The following is a 26,099-nucleotide window of genomic DNA, read 5'->3' as shown; positions in this document are numbered from 1 at the left end:
TTACTTGGTCTTTGATGAAAGCGGCTTTACAAAGCAAAGCCGCTTAATCTTGGTGAAGACAGCAAAAGCTCATCACTTGTTACACCAGTACCTTTCCCTTCTCGCCATCTTATTTGAATACCCGCTTCAAACGCTTGATATTCGACCGCAAACGCTTTTCCAATATAGCCAGCCACAATCCAGTTGTGGTCGATACGATATTGACCTTCAGCCATAAAATTGCCGCTTAAACCTGTGTCTGTGCTTTCTCCAAGAGAAACACCTTCTTCTACACTAGAGTACTCTTGTCCAATCGGAAAGCGCAGATCATCGTCTTGTTTAACACGAGAGAGCGCAAGTGAACTGCGCAGCTTAACCTGCCAGTTGAGTGCCTCTAGGGTTAGCAATTCAGAATAGCCGCCGATACTGACAAACTGACTCGGGCTAAAGTAGCCCCCGTTGCCTACTGTAAAACCACTTAAGTTTTTGTCATAGCTTGTATAGCTTAAGAACGGTCCTAAACGCCAATAATCAAGGCGAGAAGATACCTTATCAGCTATGTCGTAACTCACGTCACCACGAAGTGATAACGCGCTGTTATCAGCAACGAGTTCGCCTTCTAATCGGCTTATCTGCGCAGTTCCCGCAACCGACATATTGTCGGCTATGGAATGGGCAACTAATCCACGAACACCACTTTCTATCACATAGCCCCATGTTTGATCACGGTTGGCATAGAGCGTTCCGGTCTGACTTAATAGACTGTCTTCTTTTTCTTTTCTAAAGAGAGTAGCTGCAACTGTTGTGCGAGATAGAAACTTAGCTGCTGATATTTGCCCAGTGACTTTTGCGCCAACAGGTTGATCGAACATGCCATATTCCAAATTCGCGTAAAAATTAAAGTCTGGCGCTTGATAGTAGGCTTCAGCGCGAACACCTGTGTCTTCAAAACCGCTTATGCCCAAAGATTCAGTATCTAATTGCCTGTCTCCGAACCAATCACCAACTTGAGGAGAACCACTGTAGAACTGCTTATAGTCTAATGAAACTTGCCAAAGCCAGTTTTTATAACCGCTGCCAATACCGATGTATTGTGACAGTACATCAAAGTTACCAAGCCCCTCGCCACCACTTCGACTGCGGGTATTCATACCGTAAACTGCACTTAAGCCATCTTTAGTTTGTGCGGTAGCCGCTTGTGAATCGTCGTTTTGATAAGCTAACCAAAATTGTTTTCTAGGCCACGCGTTTCGCGTATTACGCGCTTGCAAAATGCTTTTTACTGCGCCGTATTTTAAGGCCAAGCGATTTAATGTAGCGTCATTACTTTGATTCAATGAAACCAATTCATTCGCAATAACCGTATTGGTTGGCGTTTTCGATAGCACTTGCTCGAACGCCGACGTTGCGGTGGATATGTCTTGTATTTCTTTTGCAGCCCAGCCAATTAACGCACGTTCCTCTATGCTTAAAGGCCGCAAGCGTTCAAGGGCTTCGCCAGCTTGTATACTTTCTTTGTAACGCCTTGTATCGTAAAACTGGGCCTGTCGACTAGCCAAGCCATCTGCACAGCGTTTAATGAATACCTCAGTATCAATACTGCACGCCAAATCGAAAGCGTTTTGCTTGGCAAGATCACTGCTTTGTGCGCTAAGTGCCAGATATCTGCCTTCGTTATCTTCGACTAAACTAAACAGCGCTTCGGCAAAGTCATAATTTTTTAAATCGTATTGTTGCCACGCCGCACCTTGTAGCACTTCTTTCGTGTAGCCACTGGTGTCAGATTTGAATAACTGTGCCAAGGATGTCGTATCTCGAAGCGACAATGCCTGCTGGAGTTTAATTCCCCTCACACTGTTTAAACCTTGCTGCGCTGATTGTTTATCAATATCTTGATCAGCCAACTGCAAGGCTGCGGTAAACTGTTGGTTAGCAACCTCTAACATGCCTTTGTCTATAGCAGTCCACCCCATGAGCAAGTAAAAGTCAGTGCGCTTTAACTGATTGCTTAACGCAATAAGCCTTTCTATTTTTTGCTTTGGCGTTGTCGCTCTAGCTTTAGGCGTTAATTGCGCAAACCTTTCTAATGGAAGCGCTTCTGAGGCAGGTTTGGCCACCTGTTTTTGAGACGTTTCGAGCGAATCATTGGGCCTAGAATCAGCCTCAGGTTTACCTGACTTATCTACTCTCGGCACTGAAACTACAGTCTTAATAGTGCCTTTAACTCGGCCATTAATTCTATTAAGCTCAGCTTCGACTTCTTCCGGCACCTTCCACTGGGGGTAACGAGCCTTTAAACGCGTAAATTCTTCGTTCGCTAGCTTAATCTGTCGTTCGTTAATGTGATACCAAAGCCCGGTTAAATCAGGTTGTTCTTGTTGTACCGGCAGTATGCCTAGATCTTTTTCTTTGTAGGTTGTTTTAGTTTGGCCGTACGCCTGCGTCGGCCCAAACGATGTGAGTAATGCGCCGATGGCTAGACAAAGTGACGTGCGTGTAAATCTTTCTTTCACGATGCGTTATCCAAAACCGCTAACATGGAAAGCAGCGTTAGACTTGCAGAGTAATAATCCATGTTACGGTCGATTGAGGGCCACTCAGGCTTTTCTTGCGCTTCTGATCTCATAAGGCTGTTTACTGCAATCTGAACCGACTTCATACCTTCAGACATCTCGTACTCAGCGGTCTTTTCATTTAACAAGTTTACGGTAGCTGGCGTAGGTGTAACAGCCCACCATGCATAATATGGCGCTAGTAACTCTTCGGCTAACTGAGTGTTTTTTCGAAATTGCGGTGACCATGAAAGCTGCAGTGGGATGCGGATCGCATTAAATCCGAATTCAGGCGATATCACGTTATCTAGGCTTACTGTGCCAATATCCTTATTGTCTGAGTCCGTATTGTTAGGCGTAAAACGCACCCAGTCACTTGGCAACTTATAAGAAGAGAATTGCATTTTAGACAGCAAAGCTAAGCCCGACTTATAGAGGCTTTCCCAGCGTTCGGGCGTAGCGGATATTCCCGCCAAATCAGTGATAGCGGGAAAAATCCAGTAAGACAAATTTAACTGCAAACTGTCCTTGCCTGCTTGTTCGGACGTAAATCCGTACTCACCTGGTAATAATACAACGCTGTTGGTGTTAGTTATCAACAACTTCTGTTCGACAGCACCCACAATTGCTTTAGCGTCTTCCAGATACGTGCTTACACCCCACTGTTCATGCGCACGCAGTAACGCCCATGCGATAAGAATTTCGCCATCAGAGGCGTTATTAGGGTCATCAATACAAGAAGCTGAATTATCAACACAAGGGCGATAACGCCAACTAAACAAACTGTCGTCACGCATTAACGTGCTTTTAGTCCAATGCCACAGTGCGTCAAAGGTATCTTTATCGTTTGCGGCAACGGCGAAGAGCATACCGTACCCCTGCCCCTCGCTATGTGATACCTCATCATTTCCGGTGTCGACTACCCGCCCACCATCAATAAACAGCGCTTTATACGCAATGTACTGAGACTTAAATTCGCTATCTTCTTCAGTAGAGCACGACATTAACAAAAGCGTGATACCCAATAAAAATATTGCTCTGATAAGGCTGTGTATATTTACCATGAGTCTTGTACTTGTTTGTTTCTGCGTTTCAATAGTAAATATATAAACAGGCTGACCACAAACACAATAGCAACGAAACCTATGAGCCAATACCAGGGGTTGTTAGAAAGCCATAGTCGCAAATACAGCCAATTATCATCACCTGCCCCTACCTCATATTTATCGCTAACTTGCATGACCAATGATGGTGATAGAGCATTTTTCCAAGCAAAGAAGTCGCCAGCCATTTGCCCCCACATTGACAAACTAACCAGGTCGGCAACTCTCGCCTGAAGCAGTTCAGGACTTTGTGCTGCAATAATGAACATGGTATCCGTTTGAGATGAAGTAGGATGCTCTTGGGCGGTCAATACTGCCTGCTCACCTAAATCACTTTCTTGTACTGTATGCCCATCTACACGCATTGCTTTGAAAGACATGTCGTCTGTAAGTGTACGTATGCGGTTGTACAAATTATTTTGCAATCGATAAGACCAACGTTTAGTCGCCTCTATCGCAGTGCTAAATTCGCTTTGCTCAATTTGCGAGAGGGTTTCAGGCGTGCCTAAAACAATAGCTGAGCCATCGGTAGAAACGATATTTTCTTCTCTTATCTGCAGGTTTAATAAAGGAATTTGTGCAACTTGTGCAAGTTTAGCCGTTAGCGTTAGCGCGGTACCTAGGTAGCTATCTGATGGAATGACAATTGTGGAAACAGGTGCCGACTTAAATCGTGCAAACGGGTAGGCAGTTTCAGACAATAACGCCAAATTCGGCTGCACGGCAACATTTCCTGCATCTGGAAACTCGATAGCAGAAGAATCTGCCAGCTGAAAGACTAAATGCTTACCTGAAACATCATCACAGGGCACTCCTGCAAGTGGCGCGCGTAAACTTAAATCAAAGTCGACATTGTTGATGCCTCCTTTAAAAAATCGCGCTGGCACCCTAAGTTGATAATCTCTAAACGACTGGCCGTTGTCATTATTAAGCGCTAGGCCGTGGACTAATTCATCATTCACGCTCACATTCATTACTGAGCCAGGCCCGAAACCTGCGCCATACCCAAAATCTAAGAACAAGTTAACACTGGCATTCTCTGGTACGTAAAAGTCAGCAGGTAATCTAAACGATACTCGTTTGTTGAAGGTGCCTTCATCTCTAAATTGCGATGTAGGCACGCCTAAATCCTGCAGCGTGTAATGATTATCAGGAGCCAGCACAAAATTGCGTTGAAGCGTGTCTGCCTTCATCTGAGTTTGGGATAGTATGGTGACTTGAGAGACTGGATTGATAGCGTCATCCATTACCGCCAGTGCTTTTGCAGCTTCAAGCACTTCAATTGGTGTAGTACCACTAACGATAAGCCGATAGCTCGCCGGTACAATTACTTCACCATCTTTAACAAATGCTGGCGTTCGCTGGGTTTTCAAAAATGCGCCGCCAATTTCGTTTATTACTTCATCAGACAAAACGGGAGATAAGGCATCTACGGTGCCAATCAATACGTGAACGGGCTGCTTTTCTTTTCGTTCCAAATACCAAGCAGTGCGTTCATAACGCGCTACGTTTTCCTCACCCCAATAGGTATTCTCAGTCTCTTTTAGTTGGGGCAACACATAACCGTCATCGAAGGTATCGTGCTCTACAATTAATGGTTGGTATTGATTTCTAAGCGCTAAAGCTTGTGCCACTAAGGGCAGAGTTTGTTGCTTTAGCTCGCTTTCGATTTCACGGGCTGTGTAAAGCTGTACGTCTCGCTGTCCGCCAATACCTGGATTAAAGAAACCGCTTAAACCTTCTAATTTAAAAGGTTTGTTATCAATTGATGTTTCTAATTGTAACGTTGACGTATAGGCATTGATTTCACTCCATAGTTCCGGTGCGCTGCCATCTACGCACTGTTCGGCATAGTGCTGGCTTACGGCTAACGTCAGTGAATTAAAGCCTTCTCGCCAAAGAGACTTGGGTATTTCTATCTCAGATACTAAAGACGGCCTTTGAGGGTCAAAAGCCACCTGACCGATAGTCGCGTTGTTGAACCTAACATAAAGTTGAGAGCGTTTCTTGATCAACGCTTGGGAGCTCAATACTTCTAACCGCAGTCGAGCACTGTCTACTTTTGTAACTGAACTAAGAGGTATAGGTATATCTAGCGTTGCGGCTTTGCCTTGAAGGCGCAGGGTTTCGTCGCCGCCGAAAAACTCTGTTAGCCTGTAAGTATCGGTTTGGGCCGCGAGGCTGAATGATACGCACAAACACAACATGAACATAAAGTATTTTTTAATCATTGTTTGTCCTTTACCGACTTAGGTAACAGACCTAATCTATCGGCTAATTTGCCTATTAATACAAGCATATGCAATAAAGCTGGCTTTAATCCAACTTTTAATACGTGTTTAGCTCCAAACCAGTAAGAGATAGGCCTGGTTCTACGACGTTGAAACGATAACCAACGCAAGCTGTCACAAAGAGTGAAGGCGATGACTTCGTTTTCTTGTTCGTCCGTTTCGGGAACAAAACGCACTCTTAGTATTTTAGATTTGCTATCGTAGTTCAGTACAACTATAGCGATATGTACATTCTTATTTAAAGCATGGCTCCATGACGAAAGTGTTGCCTTTTCCGGAACGAATGCCCCTTCACCTTTCAATCGCAACCTTGCTCCACCTAATGAAAGGTCGACTAAATCACCCACCCAAGCTTCATCACTTTTAGTTTTAATCACTACACTGTTGGTGGCTGGCAACCTAGCTTGGCTGCGTACCTGTTTTCGCTCTAGTAGAACACTCAACACTGACAGCAACAAAATTAAATTAAAGACATTCCAAAGCAATACGACTACCGTAAGCTCGCGGGTTAGTGGTTCAGTTATTAATTTATAAACTCCGCACCCTAGCGCGAAGGTAATAAGAAGTATTCCCCAGTAAAAAACATTGGAAAGCGGCGATACAAAGGTTTTCTCTAAGCTTTCTCCTTTTGGCGTAACGACAAAAGATGGCGCTCGAGGCTTTAAGAAAACTTTCACCAGTGCGTTTAATGTAAATGCGCATTGCAATATTTCGTAAAGCTCGGATACCAAGGGCCATCGCGTTCGCCCAAAGAGCATTGTTGAGATCATATAGGTTGCAACTACGTGGGGTAATGTAAATGCGAATATCTCTAGTATAGAGGCATGGTAAACCTGAAGCCCGAACACAAGATATGCTAAAGGCATGAATAAAAAGATAATGCGGGCGAAAGGAAACAGCCAAAACATGATTGAACTCATGTAGCCCACCCGCTGGTACCACTTCAGACCTTCCGCTTTAAAAGGTTTTTTAAGTAGTAAGATTTGCGTCATTCCCTGCGCCCAACGCATACGCTGTTGAATAAACGCATCGAAGGTTTCAGGAGCAAGCCCGCTTACCATAGGTCTGTCAACATACACAGACTCATAGCCCATTTTATGCAGGTCTAGCGCGGTTTCGGCATCTTCGGTAATAGAGTCACCAGAAATACCGCCAACTAAGTCCAAATGCTTTCGACGCATTAATGCGGCTGACCCACAAAAAAACGAACTGCCCCAATAATCTAGCCCTTTTTGGATAGTGCCATAGAACATGTCGTTCTCTGAAGGCATGCGCGTAAACGCTGAAAAGTAATTGCGCTCTACTGGGTCTGGGTTCGCCATAAAGTGAGGCGTTTGCACCAAGAACACTTTTTCGTTCTTAAGCATCCAAGGGACAGTTCTGTCGAGAAAATCAGAAGTAGGCACGTGATCAGCATCGAGGATTACAATCAAATCTCCCGTTGTATTTTGTATTGCACTATTAACGTTGCCCGCCTTAGCAAACTCATTTTTCGCCCGAGTGTGATAGGTAATACCTAAGCGCGAACAAAGTGACTGTAAGTCTTGTCGACGCTGTCTTGCTGACGCTGCCGAGATAGGGTTATCCGCGTTGATTTTCTGATCTGTACCACCGTCGTCAAGCAGATGAATATGAAGCTTATCTTTTGGGTAGTCCAACATTTGTGCGGCACGAATTGTGACCTCTAATATGTCTTCATCTTCGTTATAACTCGGAATCATAACGTCTACGCTTGGTAGCGTAGCCTTATCCATACCATCTAGTGAGAGCAATGGCCTACTCAACGGGAAAGCATTAACGATAGCGCCCAATACCGAAGTGATACCAGCATATATTTCTGCTGCGAACAGTAGCCATACTGCAATCATCGATAAAATATCTGAATAGGTGAGTGTATAAATACCCCGCCATAACAAATATCGTACGCTAAGTGCTATTGCTAAAACGAGGGCAAAGATACGGAATAAATGTTGGTATTTCTGAGTATGGAGCGCTTCTTTACTACAAAGCGAGATGAAGATTAGGATAGTAATAGAGGCCAATAGTTGGCCAAGAGCGTCCATTGGCGCTAAAAGCAAGCCTCCTAATAAACAAGAGGCTACCAAAAGCAGCAAAATTAGCTTGGAGGTATAGTGATGTCTATGAGCTTGCGAATAATCCAAGTTTGCGATCCAATATGTGTATTTGAGTTACACTTGCATAGTTCGCTCTGTTTATTAACTTCATGGTTCCGTCGACTATTTCAACTTCGTGGTTACTTTTGTAAAACAAGCTAGAGATATGGTCTCTGCGTTTTTTATTACTTTTCGAAACTAAGAACCATGCCGGGTAGGTCGCCAAACCGAAAGCTGCAACAGCAATTAAACTGTAGAAAACTGCTGGAGACATCGAAGGAGCCACGTAAAGGGAAAATAAAAACATAGCGATACTCAGGACCGTAAATATAGCAGTAATTTTACGTAAACGTATAACTTTTATAAGATTATTTTCCGCATCTAATAGCATCTTAAGACGCTTTTTCCAAAGGTTCTCGGTTTCAAGACTGGTGCTTACTTCTACCAAGCGTGGCTTGTTGCCAGCTGGCGCTGTATTTCTGAAATGTTGTGCTCGTTCAAACACATTTACCGCAGTACCGCTATCGATAGCGCTTTGAAAAGACTGCTCAAGCAGATCAGTTTGATCAATTTGTTGGTTGTTATCGACTAATTTCACTGCGCACGCTCTCCTGACTACTACACCACAAGTCTACTTCTGCACATCCGGAGGAAAAATTGCTGAAACCATACTTACTGATTAATAATGATACGCTTACATACGCAAAAGAAAATTGGACTTTAGCTCATTAAACTTTGGTATAAGCCTTTAAAAACGTGGGCTGACGTATACTCTGACGCCAAAAAACGGACCATTTGGAGAAGTGTTGCGAGACGTTTTCACGGCCTAAAACAGCTCAAATTTTAAGCTGAAAGAAGGCTAAGTTAGACTAATTGATTAGACAGGTGCGGTGAGAATAGTATTAAGGCTTTCTAAGCTTACTTAATATACTGATCAAATTACTGATATTGAAAACAGTACCGAAAATACTGCCTACAGATAAGGCGTATAGCAGCCCTAATGTTTCAGCTGCTAGAAACACTTTTCTAATGGTATGTGTGTTTCGAATAACCAGTGAACCTACGGTAAAAATAAGTGACGACGCATAGGCTATAAAAATTATCCAGCTGTGTTCTAACACAAACCATTCATAGGCGAGGAAGCCAAGATTCACTGCAACGAAGAAAGCCAAAATAGCATTGCTTCTGTGTTTAATAGCAATAAAGTTACGCACGCTTGCGAGTAGTGTACCGATGCCAGCAGCCATTGCGTCTAACATGAAAAAGTGGGCACTTAATGCACTTAAAGCAAACGCTGAAATAAGCAAATATTTGTCGACATTGGTTTGGCGATACCCAATAAAGTTTAAAACAACGGCTATCGCGCCAAAACCTTCTGCAACTATGTTCATTTATATAAGCTCATTAAAATTTAAGGTAAAAAGGCTGACAAAGGGCTTTGTATTCATTTGTGTAATTACCCTCGCGGTCTCTAATAACCAGCGCATTTTCATTCGCAACCTTTGTGGTAAAAAGCTGATGGTCTGCATACGCAGTGCAATCTGCATGTCCGCCGTCAGCATTCTTCATTACTTTGTTAAAGCGAAATGCACAAAGGTATGGGTCTTTATCCGATGTATGCTTTACATAAAGCATCGCTTCCAACAATAAGCCATGACTAGCGGCGGTTTTGATAATGTCAGCTTCCATCGACGCAGGGTAAACGCAGTACATTTGTCCACTTTCTATCAATAATGCACTGCTAGCGTTAAAAAGCTCGTTGGGGCTTAACGTAAATGTTTGCCTTGCTACCGAACGATTATAGTTTTGCTTGTTGTATGCATTTGAAAGTTTCGCTGGCGATTCGAAATACGGCGGGTTGGAAATGATAGTGTCATACAAATAGGCTGGTTCAAACCCCGCCACATCGCAGTTGTGAATATGTAGCTGCCCTGCCCACTTTGAATTTTTGAAGTTAACTGCTGCCTGCGCAGCTGCATCCTTATCAATTTCGATGGCATCAATTTTGATAGCCTCGACTCGAGGTGCATCATTGTTATGACTTAACAGGCTTTTCCCTGATGAAACAAAGCTGCTTGTGCTTTCTTTCTCTGCACCTTTTTTCACTAGACCGTCTTTCTCAGTGCTGCCCGCACTTGAACTGTCTGCGCCATGGCTATCTAGCTCAAGATCACCGCCGCTTAATGGATAAAAGCCTTCGGCTTTTTGCGCCATCATTAGGGCTAAAATGCCACTGCCCGTACCAATATCTAAAATACGCGGGGCGTGGCTAATGTCTGCACGAAGGTTAGCCCAACTTCCTAAAATTAGACTGTCGGTATTCACTTTCATGGCGCACTTGTCCTGCGCTACGGTGAATTGTTTACAGCGGAACATTCGGAAGTCATATTACCTAGTGCGTTAAGAAGGCGCGCATTCTATACCAAGTTGGATTGCGCTTCACGTTAAGCTGGTGACATATACTGCTAGCGCTTATTAGCTGTGCCTATTGCCAGCGCTGCAGCGACATCATGTTTCTGGCCACATCCACGGCATGAACGGGGCGATATTTCTTTAACGGCCCTTTCATTATGCTTTGCCAAATAGGTGCGGTCTTCTGCGCAATATCTTCTAGCGTTCGTGATTCATCTCGCTCACCCAGTAGCAATGAAGGTCGAACTGCTGAGGCATGGGGTAATTGCGGCATACGCATAATGGCGTTTTCTAGCTCGCCTTTCACCCGTAAATAAAAGTTACTGCTTTTAGCATCAGCGCCAACTGAAGATATCCACACAAAACTATCTGCCCTTTGAGCTCGGGTAAGCTGAGCGGCAACGTGAACATACTCAAAATCCGCACGGCGAAAGGCTTGTTTAGACCCCGCCTTTTTAAGCGTGGTACCCAGGCAGCAATAAACATGGTTTACACTGAAGTAACCTTGGTAGTCTTGCAGGTTGTCAAAGTCGATAACTACAGGTTTTAACCTGTTGTAGGGGTCGTTAAACATGCTAGAAGAAAGCGGTTTTCTGACTAAGCAGGTTACTTCATTGTACCGTCTGTCCTGTAACAGCATATTTACAAGCGTTCGTCCTACTAAACCTGTCGCTCCTAGCACCATTGCGGATTTCATACGTCGCACCTTGTATCATAAATTGATATAACTACAATCAAACCTTCGACAGTCAAATATGCAGATAAAAATGAAAAAAGCCCTTTTAATTGGAGCCGCTATGCTCTCTACTGCTTTAAACGCTGAAACGCTCACTATTGAGCGCATTTTCTCTTCTCCTTCACTTGATGGCAATGCGCCACGTTCATTGAAAGTATCCCCCGACGGCCAACGTGTTACCTTCTTAAAAGGTAAGCAAACTGACTACGAGCGCCTAGATTTATGGGAATACCATATTGAAAGCGGTCAAACTCGCATGCTGTTCGACTCAAACGACCTTCAAAGTGGCGAAGAAGTCCTTTCTGATGAAGAAAAAGCGCGACGTGAGCGCATGCGCCTATCTGGTAGCGGCATTGTTAGCTACCAATGGTCAGACGATGGTAAAGCATTGTTATTCCCGCTGGGCGGAGACGTTTTCTATCACAAGTTAGGCGAAAAAGGCGCAAAACAGCTTCTTGATACTGAAGCATTTGAAACTGATATTAAATTATCACCAAAAGGCAACTATATTTCGTTTATTCGCGACCAGAACCTTTATGTTAAACACATAGAGTCAGGAAAAGAGACAGCAATTACCAAAGAAGGCGGTGGCAACTTGAAATTTGGAATGGCCGAGTTTGTAGCCCAAGAAGAAATGGGCCGCATGACTGGATACTGGTGGTCGCCAGATGAAAGTAAAATCGCTTTTACCAAGGTTGATGAAAGCCCAGTAGACGTGATTACTCGTTCTGAAATTTATGCTGACGACATCAAGCTTATCAAGCAAAAGTATCCTAAAGCAGGTGCACCAAATGTATTGGTTGAACTTGCTATCCAAGACATTAATTCTGGGGATCGCACCTGGGTTGATTTAGGTGAAGATAAAGACATTTATTTTGCTCGCGGTAAGTGGATGCCAAACAACACCACCTTTACCTACCAGTGGCAAACGCGGGATCAACAAACCTTAGAGCTTCGCGCGTTCGACCTTAGCAATAAAAAAGAAAACGTATTGCTTACAGAAAAAAGCGATACCTGGGTAAACTTGCATGACGACCTTTACTTCCTAAAAGAAAAAGGCCAATTCATCTGGGCATCTGAGCGCGACGGTTTTAAACACCTTTACCTATTTAACAACAGCGGCGAAATGGTTAAGCAATTAACCAAAGGTGATTGGGTAGTTGATAGCGTTGAAGCTATTGATACCGCAAACAACCGCTTGTATTTCTCTGGTCGCAAAGACACACCACTCGAAAGTCATGTTTACAGCGTACCTTTAGATGGCGGTGATATCTCACGCGTAACTGAGTTAGGCGCCTATCATAGTGCTGCGTTTAGCAAAGATGCTTCAATTTTCATTGACCGTTTCTCAACTATCAATTCCCCTGCACAGGTAAGCTTAAACAGTGCAAACGGCGAGCGAATTACTTGGCTTGAAGAGAACAAGGTTGAAGAAGGCCACCCGCTACACGCTTATATGGACAGCTGGACAGCACCTGAGTTTGGTGACATTACTACTAAGGATGGCGCAACGCTTAAGTATCGCATCTACACGCCTGACAGCGCTAAGCAAAACCCTGAGCAAAAACATCCGGTTATTGTATACCTTTACGGCGGTCCGCACGCACAAGTTGTAACAAACAGCTGGGCGGGTAACCGTGGCTTGCTGTTCCAACACTGGGTTGATCAAGGTTATGTAGTATTCACATTAGATAACCGTGGTTCTAACTATCGCGGAAAAGCGTTTGAAGATCCTATTTATAAGAAAATGGGCTTCATTGAAGTAGACGATCAGGTTGCTGGCGTAGAGTTCTTGCGTACCCTTCCCTATGTTGATGCCGAGCGCATTGGCGTGCACGGTCACAGCTACGGCGGCTACATGACGCTAATGACCATGTTCAAAGCAGGTGACTACTTCGCAGCGGGTGTATCGGGCGCGCCGGTCACTGACTGGCGTCTATACGATACCCACTACACTGAACGCTATATGGGCAACCCAAATACGGATGACGATGCATACACTGCGTCTTCAGTATTCCCTTACGCGAAAGATTTAAAAGGCGACCTTTTAATTTACCACGGCATGGCAGATGACAACGTGTTGTTTACCCATTCAACGATGCTCTACAAGCACCTTCAAGACTTGGCGATTCCGTTTGAAACTATGGATTACCCTGGCAAGAAGCACAGCATCCGTGGTAAGCAAACGGGCATTCATTTATATCAAACGATAACTAACTTTTTCAATAGAACGATTAAGTAGCAATAAGTAGATGAAATATAAGGGTATAAAAACAACTTATTTTTATACCCTTTTTTTTGGTTATTAAACTTTATAATAATTTTTTGCTACAAGGTTTGTTAAATTTTTTTTCATAGTGTAGGTTCAAAAGTGAGCATTTTGCTTACCCGCCACACAAAAACAGTCAATAAGGTGGGAATGAACAACAGGTGAAATAGAGTGGTACCTATGAAAAATAATAAATTTACCCCTTCTTTAATCGCAGCTGGTTTGGCACTTTCAAGCTTCGGCGCTCTTGCAGACAACGACCGTTATATTATTCAAGTAGACAACAACGCTAAAGGCATTGTTAAAGCAATCGCAAAACAATCAGGCGCAGAAATACATGTTGATGCCGACGGCTTTATTGCTGCAACCTTCAACGGTAAGTCACTAGACGACGTTAAAGGCTTACTCAACAATCCACACGTAAAATTGGTTGAAGCTGACCAAAAGCGCGTACCTATGGCATTGTTTAACGACGATGCGGGCGACCCAACACAAACCCAGTTGACGCCTTATGCAGTTTATCAATCACAAGCTGACCAAGTTGTATTTGATAGCAACGCAGGCATGAAAGTGTGTGTTATCGACTCTGGACTAGATTCATCGAATGCCGACTTTAATTGGTCCGCGATTACCGGTGACAACGATGTTGGCACAGGTAACTGGTTTGAAAATGGCGGCCCTCACGGAACACACGTTGCAGGCACCATTGGTGCTGCTGATAACGGCTTTGGCGTAGTAGGCATGGCGCCTGGTGTTGATATGCACATCATCAAAGTATTTAACGCTTCTGGCTGGGGCTATTCATCAGATTTAGCTCAAGCTGCACAGCTTTGTTCTCAAGCTGGTGCCAATATTATCAACATGAGCCTTGGTGGCGGCGGTGCAAACTCTACAGAAGAAAATGCGTTTAAAGACTTCGTTGCGGCAGGCGGTCTGGCTGTGGCTGCAGCAGGTAATGATGGTAATAGCGTGCGTTCTTATCCGGCTGGATACTCGTCTGTTATGATGATTGGTGCAAACGACGCCGATAATAACATTGCTGATTTCTCTCAGTATCCGTCGTGCACCACAGGTCGCGGTAAACGCGTTACTACCGACGAGACCATCTGTGTAGAAGTCACCGCAGGTGGTGTAGATACTCTATCTACCTATCCAGCAGATGGAGCTTCACTTTCTTCAATGAGTGCTGACGGTGTCGGCTTTGCTTCATCAGCGATGGAAAATACCGGTACGGCATCAGCTGCAACCTACTTCCTAGGTCTAGGCGACGCAGTAGATACCGGCGCAGCAGGCAAAGTTTGTGTTATCGACCGTGGTAGCGTGTCCTTCTACGACAAAGTTAACAACTGTGAATTATCAGGTGGTGTGGGTGCTGTTATTGTAAATAACGAACCAGGCATGCTTTACGGCACACTAGGTGATATAAACAATACATCTATCCCTGCTGTAGGCGCAGCATTCGAAGATAGAAGCACATTAGTGGCAGCATCTACCATTGATATCTCAATTGGCGCAAGTGACTACGGCTACATGAGTGGTACATCAATGGCAACACCAGCCGTAGCAGGTATTGCAGCACTGGTATGGTCAAATCACCCAACTTGTACAGGTGAAGAAATTCGAAGTGCACTTAAAGCAACTGCGATGGACGCGGGTGCCGCGGGCAAAGACGACTTCTTTGGTTATGGTATCGCCCAAGCGGCTGATATGAACACGTACCTTACTCAAAATGGTTGTGCTGGCGGTGGCGATACTGGCGGCGGTGATACAGGTGGCGGTGACACGGGAGGTACGGGTGACCTGACCTTAACTGCTAATGGCTATAAGGTAAAAGGCACACAAAGAGTGGATCTTTCTTGGGCTGACGCTACGTCGTCAAATGTTGATGTATATCGCGACGGCAACGTGATTGCTACCACGGCGAACGATGGCGCTTATACTGATGCCCTTAACATTAAAGGCGGCGGTAGTTACAGTTACCAAGTGTGTGAGGCCGGCACTACTACCTGTTCAGCAAGTGTTAGCGTGGCTTTCTAAGGCTTTAGCGGTTTATGTTTCTGGCATGAAATTGCAATGATTAGCAAAAAGATTGTCGCAATTGAATAATAAAGAGAGAAACTAAAAAAACGGGCAGTTCACACTGCCCGTTTTCTTTTTATTAACCGTAAACTAGGTTTGCAATTGCGCCTAGCTAAACATCTGGGTTGCTAAGTTTTGCTGTACCGCTTGAGCAGACGATGCACTTAGTTCAATTTCAACGGGGTCGGCTTTACCCGACAACCAAATTTTAAGCTCGGCGTCAGTATCAAAATGCCCTGCTGTCTCAACGATAAACTGCGTAATAGATTTGTAAGGGATAGAGTGATAATTCACTTTGCGCCCGGTAAGACCTTGTTTATCAATAAGGATTAGGCGCTTGTTAGTAAATACGCTTAAATCGCGTACTAGCTTAAACGCAGAGGTAACGGTCTCGTTAGCTGCAAGTATAGGCGTAAGCTCTTCTTGTACGTCTGAAGCGCTCGTCTCGCTTGCATTACCCATGATGGTATCAAATAAACCCATGACATTTCCTTTTAGGCAGAGGCAAGTTTAACTCGCCATTGAACTCTATGCGCCAGCGGTTTGGGTTTATCTAAAGCGAAGCCCTGACCGAAGTCTACTTTAAGCTCTCGTAGTACCTCAGCAGTCGCGTTATCGACCACGAACTCGGCTACGGTCTGTTTACCCATACTGTGCGCAATATTATTTATCGCTGTTACTGTAGCATGATCGATAGGATCGTGAACGATATTTCGCACAAAGGAGCCGTCAATCTTAACGTAATCAACATCAAGATTTTTGAGGTAGGTAAATGATGACATACCTGCGCCGAAATCATCTAAAGCAAAGCTACAACCTAAATCGCGCAATGTTGAAATAAAATGTTTAGCGGCACTCAAATTAGTTACCGCTGTTGTTTCTGTAATCTCAAAACAAATTTTCTCAGCAGGTACCGAAGTACTTTGCATACGCTTGGCAATGTTGTGCAGCGCCATTTCATCACCTAGCGTAATACCAGATAAGTTGATAGCGACCTTACCCACGTTATCAATATGAAAGGGGTTACTTTCGAGAGTTTTTAGGGTGTTATCCACTACCCACATATCCACCTTGTTCATTAAGCCGTGTCGCTCAGCTAGCGGAATAAATAGACCAGGGCTAATAAGCCCGCCCTGTTGCCCGTTAAGCCGAAGTAGAATCTCATAGTGCTGTAAGTGGTCGGCCATCTCTTCATTGGATACATTGAGCGGCATTATTGCTTGGCTGTACAACTCAAAGCCGTCGTTTTGCAAAGCGTGATGTAACGCATGCAACACATGGTTTTCACTATCATCAATAGCCATTTGTGAATCTGTATCATGAAACACAAAATAACGGTTTCGGCCCAAGTGTTTGGCTTTGTAACACGCATTGTCAGCAGCTTTAATTAGCGCCTCAGCGCTTTGCGTGGTTTCGTTAATTTCTATTACCCCAATGCTTGCGCCTACAAAGAACAACTTGTCGTCATAAACAAAACGGTAGTTTGAAATAGCCAACAAGAGTTTATCGAGACGCTTTGTCACCTCGTCTAGGCTCTGGTTGCGAAATATGATGCAGAACTCGTCGCCACCTATGCGAGCAAGTAAGTCTTGCCCATTGACGTATTGTCTAAAAATAGTAGAAATTTCTTTTAGCAGCTTATCACCAGCCGGATGACCACAGCTATCGTTTACCAGTTTGAATCGGTCCATGTCGATAAAACACATCACGCTTTGTTGGCAGTAAGCACGAGGAATTTCTATATTGGCCACTTTTTCAAAACCAGCGGAAGTTAAACATTTCTCACCGCCTTTTGGCTTGGTTTGTTTTTGGGTGTCTTCAAGAATCTCTCTTAATTTTTCATCAAACGCGTAGCGGTTGAATAACCCTGTAAGCTGGTCGTGGTTAGCTTGAAAATATACTTCTTCCTGTAAAGCCAACTCTTTGGTAACGTCCCTAGCTATGCCTTCAACGGCAACTAATAGACCTTGTTCATCGTTTATTGGCGTGTCAGAGAACTCGATAGCTAACGGCTCACCTGTTCGGCCTTGATACCACACAACATAAGGTTCGGGCTTTTCACCATGGGCTATAGTTTGTTGTATATTAAACAACTCGTCTGGCACTTGACGTACATAGCGAGATTCATTTGCGCAAAAGTCTTCCGACGTAAAGCCAAGAATCTTTTCAATTCCCGCGCTTACATAAACAAAGTTATGGTCAACAGTTTTGGTGTACACAAAGTGGCGATGCATACCATCAACCAAACGGCGGTATTTTTCTTCACTTTCCTTTAGGTCACGCTGTGCGCGGAAACGCTCGGTAACGTCTCTAATCGTAATTGCTATATTTTCGCCTGCTTTTACCGCTTGTATTTTAATCCATTCAGGCATTATTTTATCGCTGCCTACCGCGATACGAGCCTCGTAAGGCACGCCATTAGCAGCCACATTCTTTACGCTTTCAAATTGATCTTGCATACCTAAGTAACGGGTTTGTTCTGCCAAACTCATAAAACGCAATGCGTCACAGGCACCACGGAATAAATATCGGCTGTATGAGTTTGCTTCCACGAGCGAAAAGTCATCATCTGTAGGCTGATAAATAAGTAAAGCGTCAAGTGAAGCTTCGCTGGCCGTTAAATAGCGCTGATGGCTTACAGATAGGTGAACTGCACCCTTAAGCTGTTTGTGCAGAACGAAACTCACCAGTGCTGACATCAATAGCCCAATCATTATTATCAACAAACCCGCGTTATAAGGGCTAAGTTGAGATTGCATGCTGAGAAAAAGCTCTCGCTCTAAGAAGGTGAATGGCTCAAGCCTTACGATGGAGCCATCGTTCAATAGCTCACCGCTTTGAAACAATATTTCGCTGTCACCCTGAAGCTGAAAGTTAAACTGCGGGCCCACTAGTTCGCCTAACATCACGCCTAAAATAGTTTGTACATCAAAGCCCGCTACGAGAAACCCATGTTTTGGCTCTTGGGGGCTGATAGCTCTGCCTACAACGATAAAGTGATGCTCAGCGGTGTCTGAATACAAAAGCGTACTTTGTAAGCCCTCTGAAAACCGAGATATATTTAAGCCTAGTGCTTCCATTGGCTTGCCGATCAGGCTGTTGTCTATGCGGGTTTTAATACCCGTGGAGGGAGTCGTCACCCAGGCTATTTCACCGTTAGCATCGATAAATACTAATGAGGAAAACCCCTTCTGCATGCCCATTAGAGAGAGGGCTTGCGCATTAAACCAATCAACTTGGTTAGGTTCAAAGGTAGGCCAGTTTTGCATAAGGTTATGCAGTGCTTGAATGCGTTCGCTAGAGAAAACCTCTAGGCTTATTTTAACCTGCTCGGCTACCGACTGGGCCTTTGAAATACGCGCAGTGCGTTCGTCGTTTTGAATAAACACACCCGCAGATACAAAGAGTAGCGCTAGGAAGATAAATAAAACTGTAGGTAAGGCATAAATACGATGATTAAGTTTGTTTAACATGTGCCTACCTCTGGAAACGTGCTGAGGTAGACTAAAGTACAATTATGAAATAAATATGAATTGCCTTATACACGATCTGGAATAGGCTCTAGCGTAATCGAAGCGTATCTGGCACTGTATAGTTTTTTATATTTAATACATGAAGGTACGTAAACCTTAGCGTGTTAAAAACACATTATTAAAAGAGCGGTATTAAATGAGCACTTCCCCCAGTTTCGACGATATAAAACACGCTTACGCGCGCATTAAGAGCGATATTAAAAAAACGCCCATTGTTGAATCTTCGCTGTTAAATGAATGGATGGGCAACCGCATTTTGTTTAAAGCAGAATGCTTACAGACCATTGGTGCATTCAAAATTCGAGGCGCAATGAATTTTTTAGCACGTTTGAAAGAAGAAGGCCGCTTACCAAAACATGTGGTTGCCAATAGCTCTGGAAATCACGCTCAAGCTGTTGCTTATGCAGCAGCACATTTCGGTTGTAGCGCCACGATTTTTGCAAGTGAAACTATATCGCCCATTAAAGCTGCGGCAACGCAAAGTTATGGTGCAGAATTAAAGTTATATCCTACTCGACCAGAGGCCGACGCGGCGGTTGAGCAAGCATCAAAAGCACCAGATACCGTGTGGATACCGCCGTTCAATCACCAGGATATTGTGGCGGGGCAAGGCACAGTGGCATTAGAAGCGTTAAATGAAATAGGTGATGTGAACGCCGTTTTTGCGCCGTGCGGCGGTGGCGGTCTGCTATCTGGTTCCTTACTGGCAACCCGTGAATTGCAGCCCAATGCTCTGGTTATCGGCGCAGAACCTGCCGAAGCAAACGACGCATCCATGTCGCTACAAGCGGGCGAGATTGTTTCTTTGCAGCACACGCCTAATACCCTAGCCGATGGCGCAGCCACACCTTCAGTGGGCGATGTTACCTTTCCTATACTGCAAGAGCTTGACGACTTTTATGAAGTGGACGAGCTACAAATTGCTTACTGGACGCAATGGTTACACCATTTATTAAAGCTTCATATAGAGCCAACATGTGCTATGACGATGGCTGCTGTTGCAGCCTGGGCGGCGAACACGCCGAAAGGACAAACTGCATTGGTAATATTAAGCGGGGGCAACATTAGCCAAGCGAATATGGCCAAAATTTGGGAAAGAGACTTTTTATTGCAGCCGCCTATCCTCGACTTTGAAGACGCTGACGAATTGGACGAGTATAAAGACGCTTAGACTTAGGCTAGATCTCAGACTTAGGTCCAAACCTAGCAAAGCGATATTTCGCTGTTTTCGCTTTAAAAACTACCTATGCGAATAGAACGACTTAATACTAAGAATAGAAAAACAAACAGGCAGAAACTTACTATGAACTCTACATTGTCTACGCTGACATTTAAAAAGCATTCGCTTTCAAAACTACTGACCGCAACATTTGCCACTGCGGCAACACTTGCCGCCATGACCACTACGCTTAAGGTTGAGGCAGCCACCCTCGTCGAAAACGTAAAAGGCTACACCTTAAATGAAAAGGGTGAACTCACTACTTTTAAAAACCTTCTTTTGGACGAAGGTAAGGTAGTTGCACTAGATGTAGATAAAGGTAAAACCTCAGTTGATGACACCATAGACGGCGAAGGCAAAGTCATGCTTCCTGGTCTTATCGACGCTCACGGTCACCTTCTCGGCTTAGGCGCAAACTTACTAGAGGTAAACTTGCGAGAAAGTACAAGTGCCCAAGACGCAGCTAAAATGGTTGCCGAATACGCCTTTGCAAATGGTCAGCAAACTTGGATTACCGGGCGCGGCTGGAACCAAGAGTTGTGGTCTGATAGAGCCTTCCCGACCGCGACTGATCTAGACAATGTTGTGTCTGATAAACCTGTAATGCTTACTCGAGTTGACGGTCACGCGGCGTGGGTTAATACGAAAGCCATGGAGCTAGCTGGTATCACAAAAGACACCCAGTCGCCTGTTGGCGGTGAGATTATCAAAGACGCCAACGGCAATCCCACCGGCGTATTTATTGATAACGCATCACTGTTAATTGAAGAGCACTTACCAAAAGCCAGTAACGCGATATACGAGCAGCAATTAAATGCTGCAGGTGAGCACTTACTAGCAAATGGGGTAACGTCAATGCACGATGCGGGTGTAGGCAGAGATGTATATGACTTCTATTTAAAAGAAGCGGTAGAGGGTGAATTACCTGTACGTATTTATGCGATGGTGAGCGCGACTGATCCTGAGCTTTCAACCATGTTGAGCAACGGTGCAATTCGTGATGAAGACGACTTTTTGTATATTCGTTCAGTGAAAGCCTATGGTGATGGTGCACTAGGTAGTCGTGGAGCAGCATTACTCGAACCGTATTCAGATGCGCCCCATCAACATGGGTTGCTGTTAACTCAACCAGAAGATATGACCCAACTTTTCACCACGGTTATTGGTGCAGGCTTTCAGCTTAACTATCACGCGATCGGCGATAAAGCGAATCATGTCGCGCTAAATGAGTTTGAAACTACGTTTAAAAATATAGGCGGCAGCGAGTTGCGCAACCGCATAGAACACGCGCAAGTTATAGCGCCTGACGACCTAGCCCGCTTTGCGTCGCTAAAAGTGCTTCCTTCCATGCAGCCTACGCATGCCACCAGCGATAAAAACATGGCGGAAGACCGCCTTGGTAAGGACCGTATGAAAGGCGCTTACGCATGGAAAACGCTGCTTGATTCAGGCATAGCCCTGCCTTTAGGTTCAGACTTTCCTGTAGAACTTGCTAACCCGTTTTACGGTCTTCACGCTGCGGTTACGCGTCAAGACAGAAACAACCAACCGGTAAAAGGCTGGTATGCCCACGAAGCCTTAACCGTTGAGCAAGCCTTCAAAGGCTTTACGCTAGATGCAGCCTACGCAGGGCATATGGAAGATACTTTAGGCACATTAACGCCAGGGAAATGGGCTGATTTCATTTTGGTAGACCAAGATATTTTCAGTATAGACGCTAAAGACATTTGGAAAACCGAAGTTCACGCCACCTATGTGGCTGGAGAAGAAGTTTTCTCTAAATGAGTAGCCAAAACAAAAGCCTTTTAACCAAAGGAATTGGCGGCATTGGCGCTGCCCTTTTGGTATTAAATGGCCTTATTGGGGCGGGCATTTTTGCTCTGCCCGCTAAAATGGCCGCGGAGCTTGGTGCTTTCAGCCCCTACATCTTTTTGATCTTTGGCGCACTCATGCTGACCATTGTCTGGTGTTTTGGGCAGTTAGCTGTGCGCTATCAAGAGACTGGCGGGCCAGTCATTTATGCCCAAAAGGGCTTTGGAAATGCGGCGGCGTTTCAAACTGGCTTTATTTACTACTTGGCTCGCGCAACCGCAATTGCCGCCAACATGCACGTGTTATTGCTGTACGCCGGGTATATGTGGCCCGAGCTTAATGCCGGCGCAGGAAAATCATATGCAATCATAGGGCTGACAGCAGCGTTAATTGTAGTAAATATTGTTGGTCTTAAGGCCGCTATGCGTTCGCTAGATACTATATCAGTGCTAAAACTCGTGCCTTTTGTAGCGCTTATTGTTGTGGGTTATTGGCAGCTCGACTTCTCTACTGCGCTGACAAGCTCTGCGGCTACCGTTGTCCCTGCATTCGACACTATATCAGCGGGTGCTTTACTTACGCTTTACGCCTTTATTGGCTTTGAGACGGTAGTGGTAACCAGCGGCGAGACTAATTCACCGAAAAAGACCATTCCTCGGGCGTTGATGCTTACGGTTTCAGGGATTGCCATCTTTTACTTTTGCGTGCAATGGCTTTATTGGCACACCGTAGGGCCTGCTAAACCTGATAGCGCACCACTTATTGCCCTTGCTAATGTGATATTTGGAGAGACCGGGGCACTGATAATGACACTCACCGCCGTAGTTTCGGTTGCCGGTAACTTATTGGCGAACATGATATCTACCTCTCGTCTTACGTTCTCTATGGCGCAGCAGTCTCTTATTCCCGGTAGACTAGGTAATAAGCTAGGTGAAATTCACTCGACCTTTGCTACCCCAGCCGTTTCCATAACAATATTGGGGATTTTCGCCAGTACCATGGCGCTTACCGGCAGTTTTGTATGGCTAGCGATTTCAAGCGTGCTGGCGCGGCTTGTGGTATATGCAATGTGTGTAATCGTATTAATAAAAGCGCAGAGAGCTTTTTTACGAGGGGGTTCTTCACAAGAGAGCCTTTCGCAAAGCTCGTCGCTATCTAATGAGCATGGCCGAAACTCTGACCTTACTACAGGCTCGGCCGCTAACGCTATAAACCCGTTAAAACGTTTGATACCCTTTGCCGCATTAACGGTTTGTGCATGGTCCATTGCACAGTCGGCAACCAACGCATGGCTATTTTTACTAGGTGAATTAGCTGTTGGCGCACTGCTCTATTTTGCGGTTTTTCATATCGCTCCAAGCAACAAAAAATCAAAAGGTTAAACAGTGGAAATTCAAGTTATACCGGTTACGCCCTTTGCCCAAAACTGCTCGCTAATTTGGGACCCAACTACTAACAAAGGAGCGTTTGTCGACCCTGGCGGTGATATTGAAAAGCTTATTGATGCAGCGTCAAGTAAGGGCGTGAGCATAGAAAAAGTCATACTGACTCACGGTCACCTCGATCACGTTGGCGGCACTGTCGCCATCGCTGAACATTACGGTGTGCCCATTGTTGGCCCTCACATCGGTGATAAATTCTGGTTAGATGCCCTCATGCAGCAAAGCCAAATGTTTGGCTTTCCGCCCGCTCAGCCGTTTGCTCCCAATGAGTGGTTAAATGACAACGACACTATTTCAGTGGGCAATTTAACGTTAGAAGTATTGCATTGCCCGGGACATACGCCTGGACATGTAGTATTGGTAGAGCGTTCAAGTAATCGGGTTATTGTGGGGGATGTAATTTTCGCAGGCTCTATCGGCAGAACTGATTTTCCGCAGGGCAATCATCAGCAGCTTATCGACTCTATTAAGCAAAAAATTATGGTGCTACCCGATGATATGACAATTTATCCTGGGCATGGCCCCACTACAACGGTAGCCACAGAAAAGGCGACTAACCCTTATGTTTCGGGTCAGTTTGGATAAGGTCTAACGTTTTATCAGCGGTTAAAGAACAAAAAGGCGAGGTGCGTTGAACAAGCTTTTGCTTGTTTCGCCCTCGCCTTTCGCTTATTTAAAGCTTGCTATGTATTTACTTAGCGCAATGCCTAAAAAGCGTTATTAACTAACGCTTACTCGTATGCGCCGCTTGCATAGTGCAACTCATAGCTGTGGCTATAAATTTCAAGAATATTACCAAACGGGTCTTCCATATAAATCATGCGGTATGGCTTTTCACCCGGGTAGTAGTAGCGCGGCGCCTTCATACGTTTTTTACCGCCAGCTGCAACAATCTTCTCAGCCAAGCCTTCTACGTCTGGATCTTGAACACAGAAGTGGAAGATACCGGTTTTCCAGTACTCGAAGTTGTTCTCGGGGTTCTCTTGGTTACTAAACTCAAAGATTTCAACGCCAACGCGATCACCTGTTGATAGGTGGGCGATACGGAATTTGCCCCAACCTGGACCAAATACATCGGTACACATTTCGCCAATGGCCGAATCGTCTTCAACAATTTCCGTTGGCTTCATGATGAGATACCAACCAAGTACTTCAGTGTAAAACTTCACGGCGGCTTCTAAATCGGGTACTGAAATTCCAATATGAGAAAACGTACGCGGATACGGTGTTTTTACTGCTTCAGTCATCACTTACTCCTATGTAGTGCAAGTTAACAAAATAGTTTAAGCGCCTAATACATTGCCTATTTCAGTGTTGGGTTAGATAACGTTGTTTGTAACATCTACCCAAGACCTCAATAATTCAGCTAATCGAAAATAGCGCTTAAGTGAATATGGATACATAGTAGCTAGACAACCAGAAAACATGAAATTATGATATCTTTTCAATTTCATAAATTTAATTTATAGCAAGATGATTAACCCTATTTGGCTAGACACCTTTATTACTTTAGTAGAAACAGGAAACTTCACTCGCACCGCTGAGCAACGTTTTATGACGCAGCCAGGAGTAAGTCAGCATCTGAAAAAGCTAGAGGAAGTATGTCAGTGCGAATTGGTGGTTCGTTTAGGCAAAGGTATTCAGCTTACAGAGCAGGGTCAGCGGGTATATCACTACGCTAAAAACCAACAGGCTAAGGAACAAGACTTTATTGCCAGCTTGAAGTTTGACGCCCCATTTGAAGGAAAGTGTTTAGTGGCCTGCTCAGGCGCTATCGCGCAGCGTATTTACCCTGCCCTGTTGGCACTTCAAAAGCAGCATAATGCGCTAAATATTCATGTTGAAGTGGCGCCTCGACGCACAATTTTATCAGGCATAGCGAACAATACGCTTGAGCTTGGCATTGTAACTAACCAGCCAGAAAGTGAAGATATACACAGCGAGTATTTAGGCGAGGAAGCGCTGGGGCTTATTCTACCGCGTAGCCTGCCTGATACGTTTGCTACACTGGTTTCAGGTTTGCCTGAAAATACACAGGACTTTATGCCTGATTCGGGCTCGGATGCAAAAGCAACAAGCGTATCTGAAAAAGAAAAGAGCAAAACTGTTGATGCTACAACATTAAAACACGTCATTAACCACTTAGGGCTTATTAATCACCCAGACGCCATGCACTACTTGCAGCGCTACTTTAACGATTGCGGAGAGCCTGAATTAGCCAAGGTTAATCCAAATAAGCTGCCCCATGCCGGCTACATCAATCAACTTTCGCAAATTCTACTGCCGGTAAGCGAAGGGTTAGGTTACACCGTGCTGCCCACCAGCACGCTAGACTTTGTATCGTTTGCCGACAAACTTACTGTTTACGCAGCAAAAAACGAGGTAACCGAGCCCTTATACAGTGTTCAAACACCCCACAGCGCACTCCCCGCTCGCTACCAAGCAGTAAAACAAGCCATCAGCCAAGTATTGGTATAAATATCAGGGTCAGAGTACATTATTAATTTAGCCAACTCGAGTTTTGGGGTCAGAGTACATTATTTCGCTGAATTACCAAC

The 26,099-nt window shown here is 44.7% G+C and carries 18 protein-coding genes; 7 read left to right on the top strand and 11 right to left on the bottom strand.

Features of this window, described 5'->3' with window-relative positions; genetic code table 11:
- Positions 1-26 precede the first annotated feature (26 nt).
- The 8 genes from IW644_RS15535 to IW644_RS15500 all read right to left on the bottom strand — a co-directional run bounded on the left by IW644_RS15535 (position 27) and on the right by IW644_RS15500 (position 11,148).
- Positions 27-2,492 (bottom strand): cellulose synthase subunit BcsC-related outer membrane protein, encoded by a 2,466-nt coding sequence (locus tag IW644_RS15535; RefSeq protein WP_269918358.1) that lies wholly within the window; start codon positions 2,490-2,492, stop codon positions 27-29.
- Positions 2,489-3,595 carry a glycosyl hydrolase family 8 gene (locus IW644_RS15530; protein ID WP_269918357.1) on the bottom strand — a complete coding sequence of 369 codons (1,107 nt, stop codon included), beginning with the start codon at positions 3,593-3,595 and terminating at the stop codon, positions 2,489-2,491. Before IW644_RS15530 ends, IW644_RS15535 begins: the two co-directional genes overlap by 4 nt.
- Positions 3,589-5,865 (bottom strand): cellulose biosynthesis cyclic di-GMP-binding regulatory protein BcsB, encoded by a 2,277-nt coding sequence (locus tag IW644_RS15525; RefSeq protein ID WP_269918356.1) that lies wholly within the window; start codon positions 5,863-5,865, stop codon positions 3,589-3,591. Before IW644_RS15525 ends, IW644_RS15530 begins: the two co-directional genes overlap by 7 nt.
- A complete protein-coding gene (gene bcsA, locus IW644_RS15520; protein ID WP_269918355.1) occupies positions 5,862-8,087 on the bottom strand; it encodes a UDP-forming cellulose synthase catalytic subunit in 2,226 nt (741 codons plus the stop codon). The genes IW644_RS15525 and bcsA overlap by 4 nt, the downstream gene beginning before the upstream one ends.
- The gene (locus tag IW644_RS15515; protein ID WP_179984611.1) at positions 8,065-8,637 is read right to left on the bottom strand and encodes a hypothetical protein; all 573 of its coding nucleotides are present in this window, start codon (positions 8,635-8,637) and stop codon (positions 8,065-8,067) included. Before IW644_RS15515 ends, bcsA begins: the two co-directional genes overlap by 23 nt.
- A 304-nt stretch (positions 8,638-8,941) precedes the next feature.
- Positions 8,942-9,430, bottom strand: coding sequence for a YgjV family protein (locus IW644_RS15510; RefSeq protein ID WP_179984612.1), 489 nt, complete (start codon positions 9,428-9,430; stop codon positions 8,942-8,944).
- Between the two features lie 13 nt (positions 9,431-9,443).
- A complete protein-coding gene (locus tag IW644_RS15505; RefSeq protein ID WP_269918354.1) occupies positions 9,444-10,370 on the bottom strand; it encodes a tRNA1(Val) (adenine(37)-N6)-methyltransferase in 927 nt (308 codons plus the stop codon).
- A gap of 154 nt (positions 10,371-10,524) precedes the next feature.
- Positions 10,525-11,148, bottom strand: a complete 624-nt coding sequence (locus tag IW644_RS15500) for an NAD(P)H-binding protein (protein ID WP_269918353.1) — start codon at positions 11,146-11,148, stop codon at positions 10,525-10,527.
- Positions 11,149-11,218: 70 nt separating this feature from the next.
- Between IW644_RS15500 and IW644_RS15495 the strand changes: the two genes are divergently transcribed.
- On the top strand, positions 11,219-13,429 hold the full coding sequence (locus IW644_RS15495; protein WP_269918352.1) for a S9 family peptidase: 2,211 nt from the start codon (positions 11,219-11,221) through the stop codon (positions 13,427-13,429).
- Between the two features lie 207 nt (positions 13,430-13,636).
- A complete protein-coding gene (locus tag IW644_RS15490; RefSeq protein ID WP_269918351.1) occupies positions 13,637-15,493 on the top strand; it encodes a S8 family serine peptidase in 1,857 nt (618 codons plus the stop codon).
- 150 nt (positions 15,494-15,643) lie between these two features.
- Here the strand turns inward: IW644_RS15490 and IW644_RS15485 are convergent, their stop codons facing one another.
- Positions 15,644-16,018, bottom strand: coding sequence for a PH domain-containing protein (locus IW644_RS15485; protein ID WP_118492099.1), 375 nt, complete (start codon positions 16,016-16,018; stop codon positions 15,644-15,646).
- A gap of 11 nt (positions 16,019-16,029) precedes the next feature.
- Positions 16,030-19,008, bottom strand: coding sequence for a putative bifunctional diguanylate cyclase/phosphodiesterase (locus IW644_RS15480; protein ID WP_269918350.1), 2,979 nt, complete (start codon positions 19,006-19,008; stop codon positions 16,030-16,032).
- Positions 19,009-19,204: 196 nt separating this feature from the next.
- Here IW644_RS15480 and IW644_RS15475 point away from each other — a divergent pair, with 196 nt between their 5' ends.
- The 4 genes from IW644_RS15475 to IW644_RS15460 all read left to right on the top strand — a co-directional run bounded on the left by IW644_RS15475 (position 19,205) and on the right by IW644_RS15460 (position 24,126).
- Positions 19,205-20,239 (top strand): serine/threonine dehydratase, encoded by a 1,035-nt coding sequence (locus tag IW644_RS15475; RefSeq protein ID WP_269918349.1) that lies wholly within the window; start codon positions 19,205-19,207, stop codon positions 20,237-20,239.
- A 132-nt stretch (positions 20,240-20,371) separates the two neighbouring features.
- Positions 20,372-22,072 (top strand): amidohydrolase, encoded by a 1,701-nt coding sequence (locus IW644_RS15470; RefSeq protein WP_269918348.1) that lies wholly within the window; start codon positions 20,372-20,374, stop codon positions 22,070-22,072.
- Positions 22,069-23,481, top strand: coding sequence for an APC family permease (locus IW644_RS15465; RefSeq protein ID WP_269918347.1), 1,413 nt, complete (start codon positions 22,069-22,071; stop codon positions 23,479-23,481). The genes IW644_RS15470 and IW644_RS15465 overlap by 4 nt, the downstream gene beginning before the upstream one ends.
- A 3-nt stretch (positions 23,482-23,484) precedes the next feature.
- Entirely contained in the window at positions 23,485-24,126 is a 642-nt protein-coding gene (locus IW644_RS15460) for an MBL fold metallo-hydrolase (protein WP_269918346.1), read from the top strand.
- 146 nt (positions 24,127-24,272) lie between these two features.
- Here IW644_RS15460 and IW644_RS15455 read toward each other — a convergent pair whose 3' ends face one another.
- A complete protein-coding gene (locus IW644_RS15455) occupies positions 24,273-24,788 on the bottom strand; it encodes a lactoylglutathione lyase family protein (RefSeq protein ID WP_014950763.1) in 516 nt (171 codons plus the stop codon).
- Between the two features lie 226 nt (positions 24,789-25,014).
- Here IW644_RS15455 and IW644_RS15450 point away from each other — a divergent pair, with 226 nt between their 5' ends.
- Complete coding sequence (locus IW644_RS15450) at positions 25,015-26,019, top strand: LysR family transcriptional regulator (RefSeq protein ID WP_269918345.1); 1,005 nt, start codon at positions 25,015-25,017, stop codon at positions 26,017-26,019.
- Positions 26,020-26,099 lie beyond the last annotated feature (80 nt).

This window comes from Alteromonas sp. PRIM-21, assembly GCF_027563165.1.
In the GTDB taxonomy this organism is placed as follows: Bacteria; Pseudomonadota; Gammaproteobacteria; order Enterobacterales; family Alteromonadaceae; genus Alteromonas; species Alteromonas macleodii_A.
This window is presented reverse-complemented; position numbering and strand designations above follow the sequence as displayed.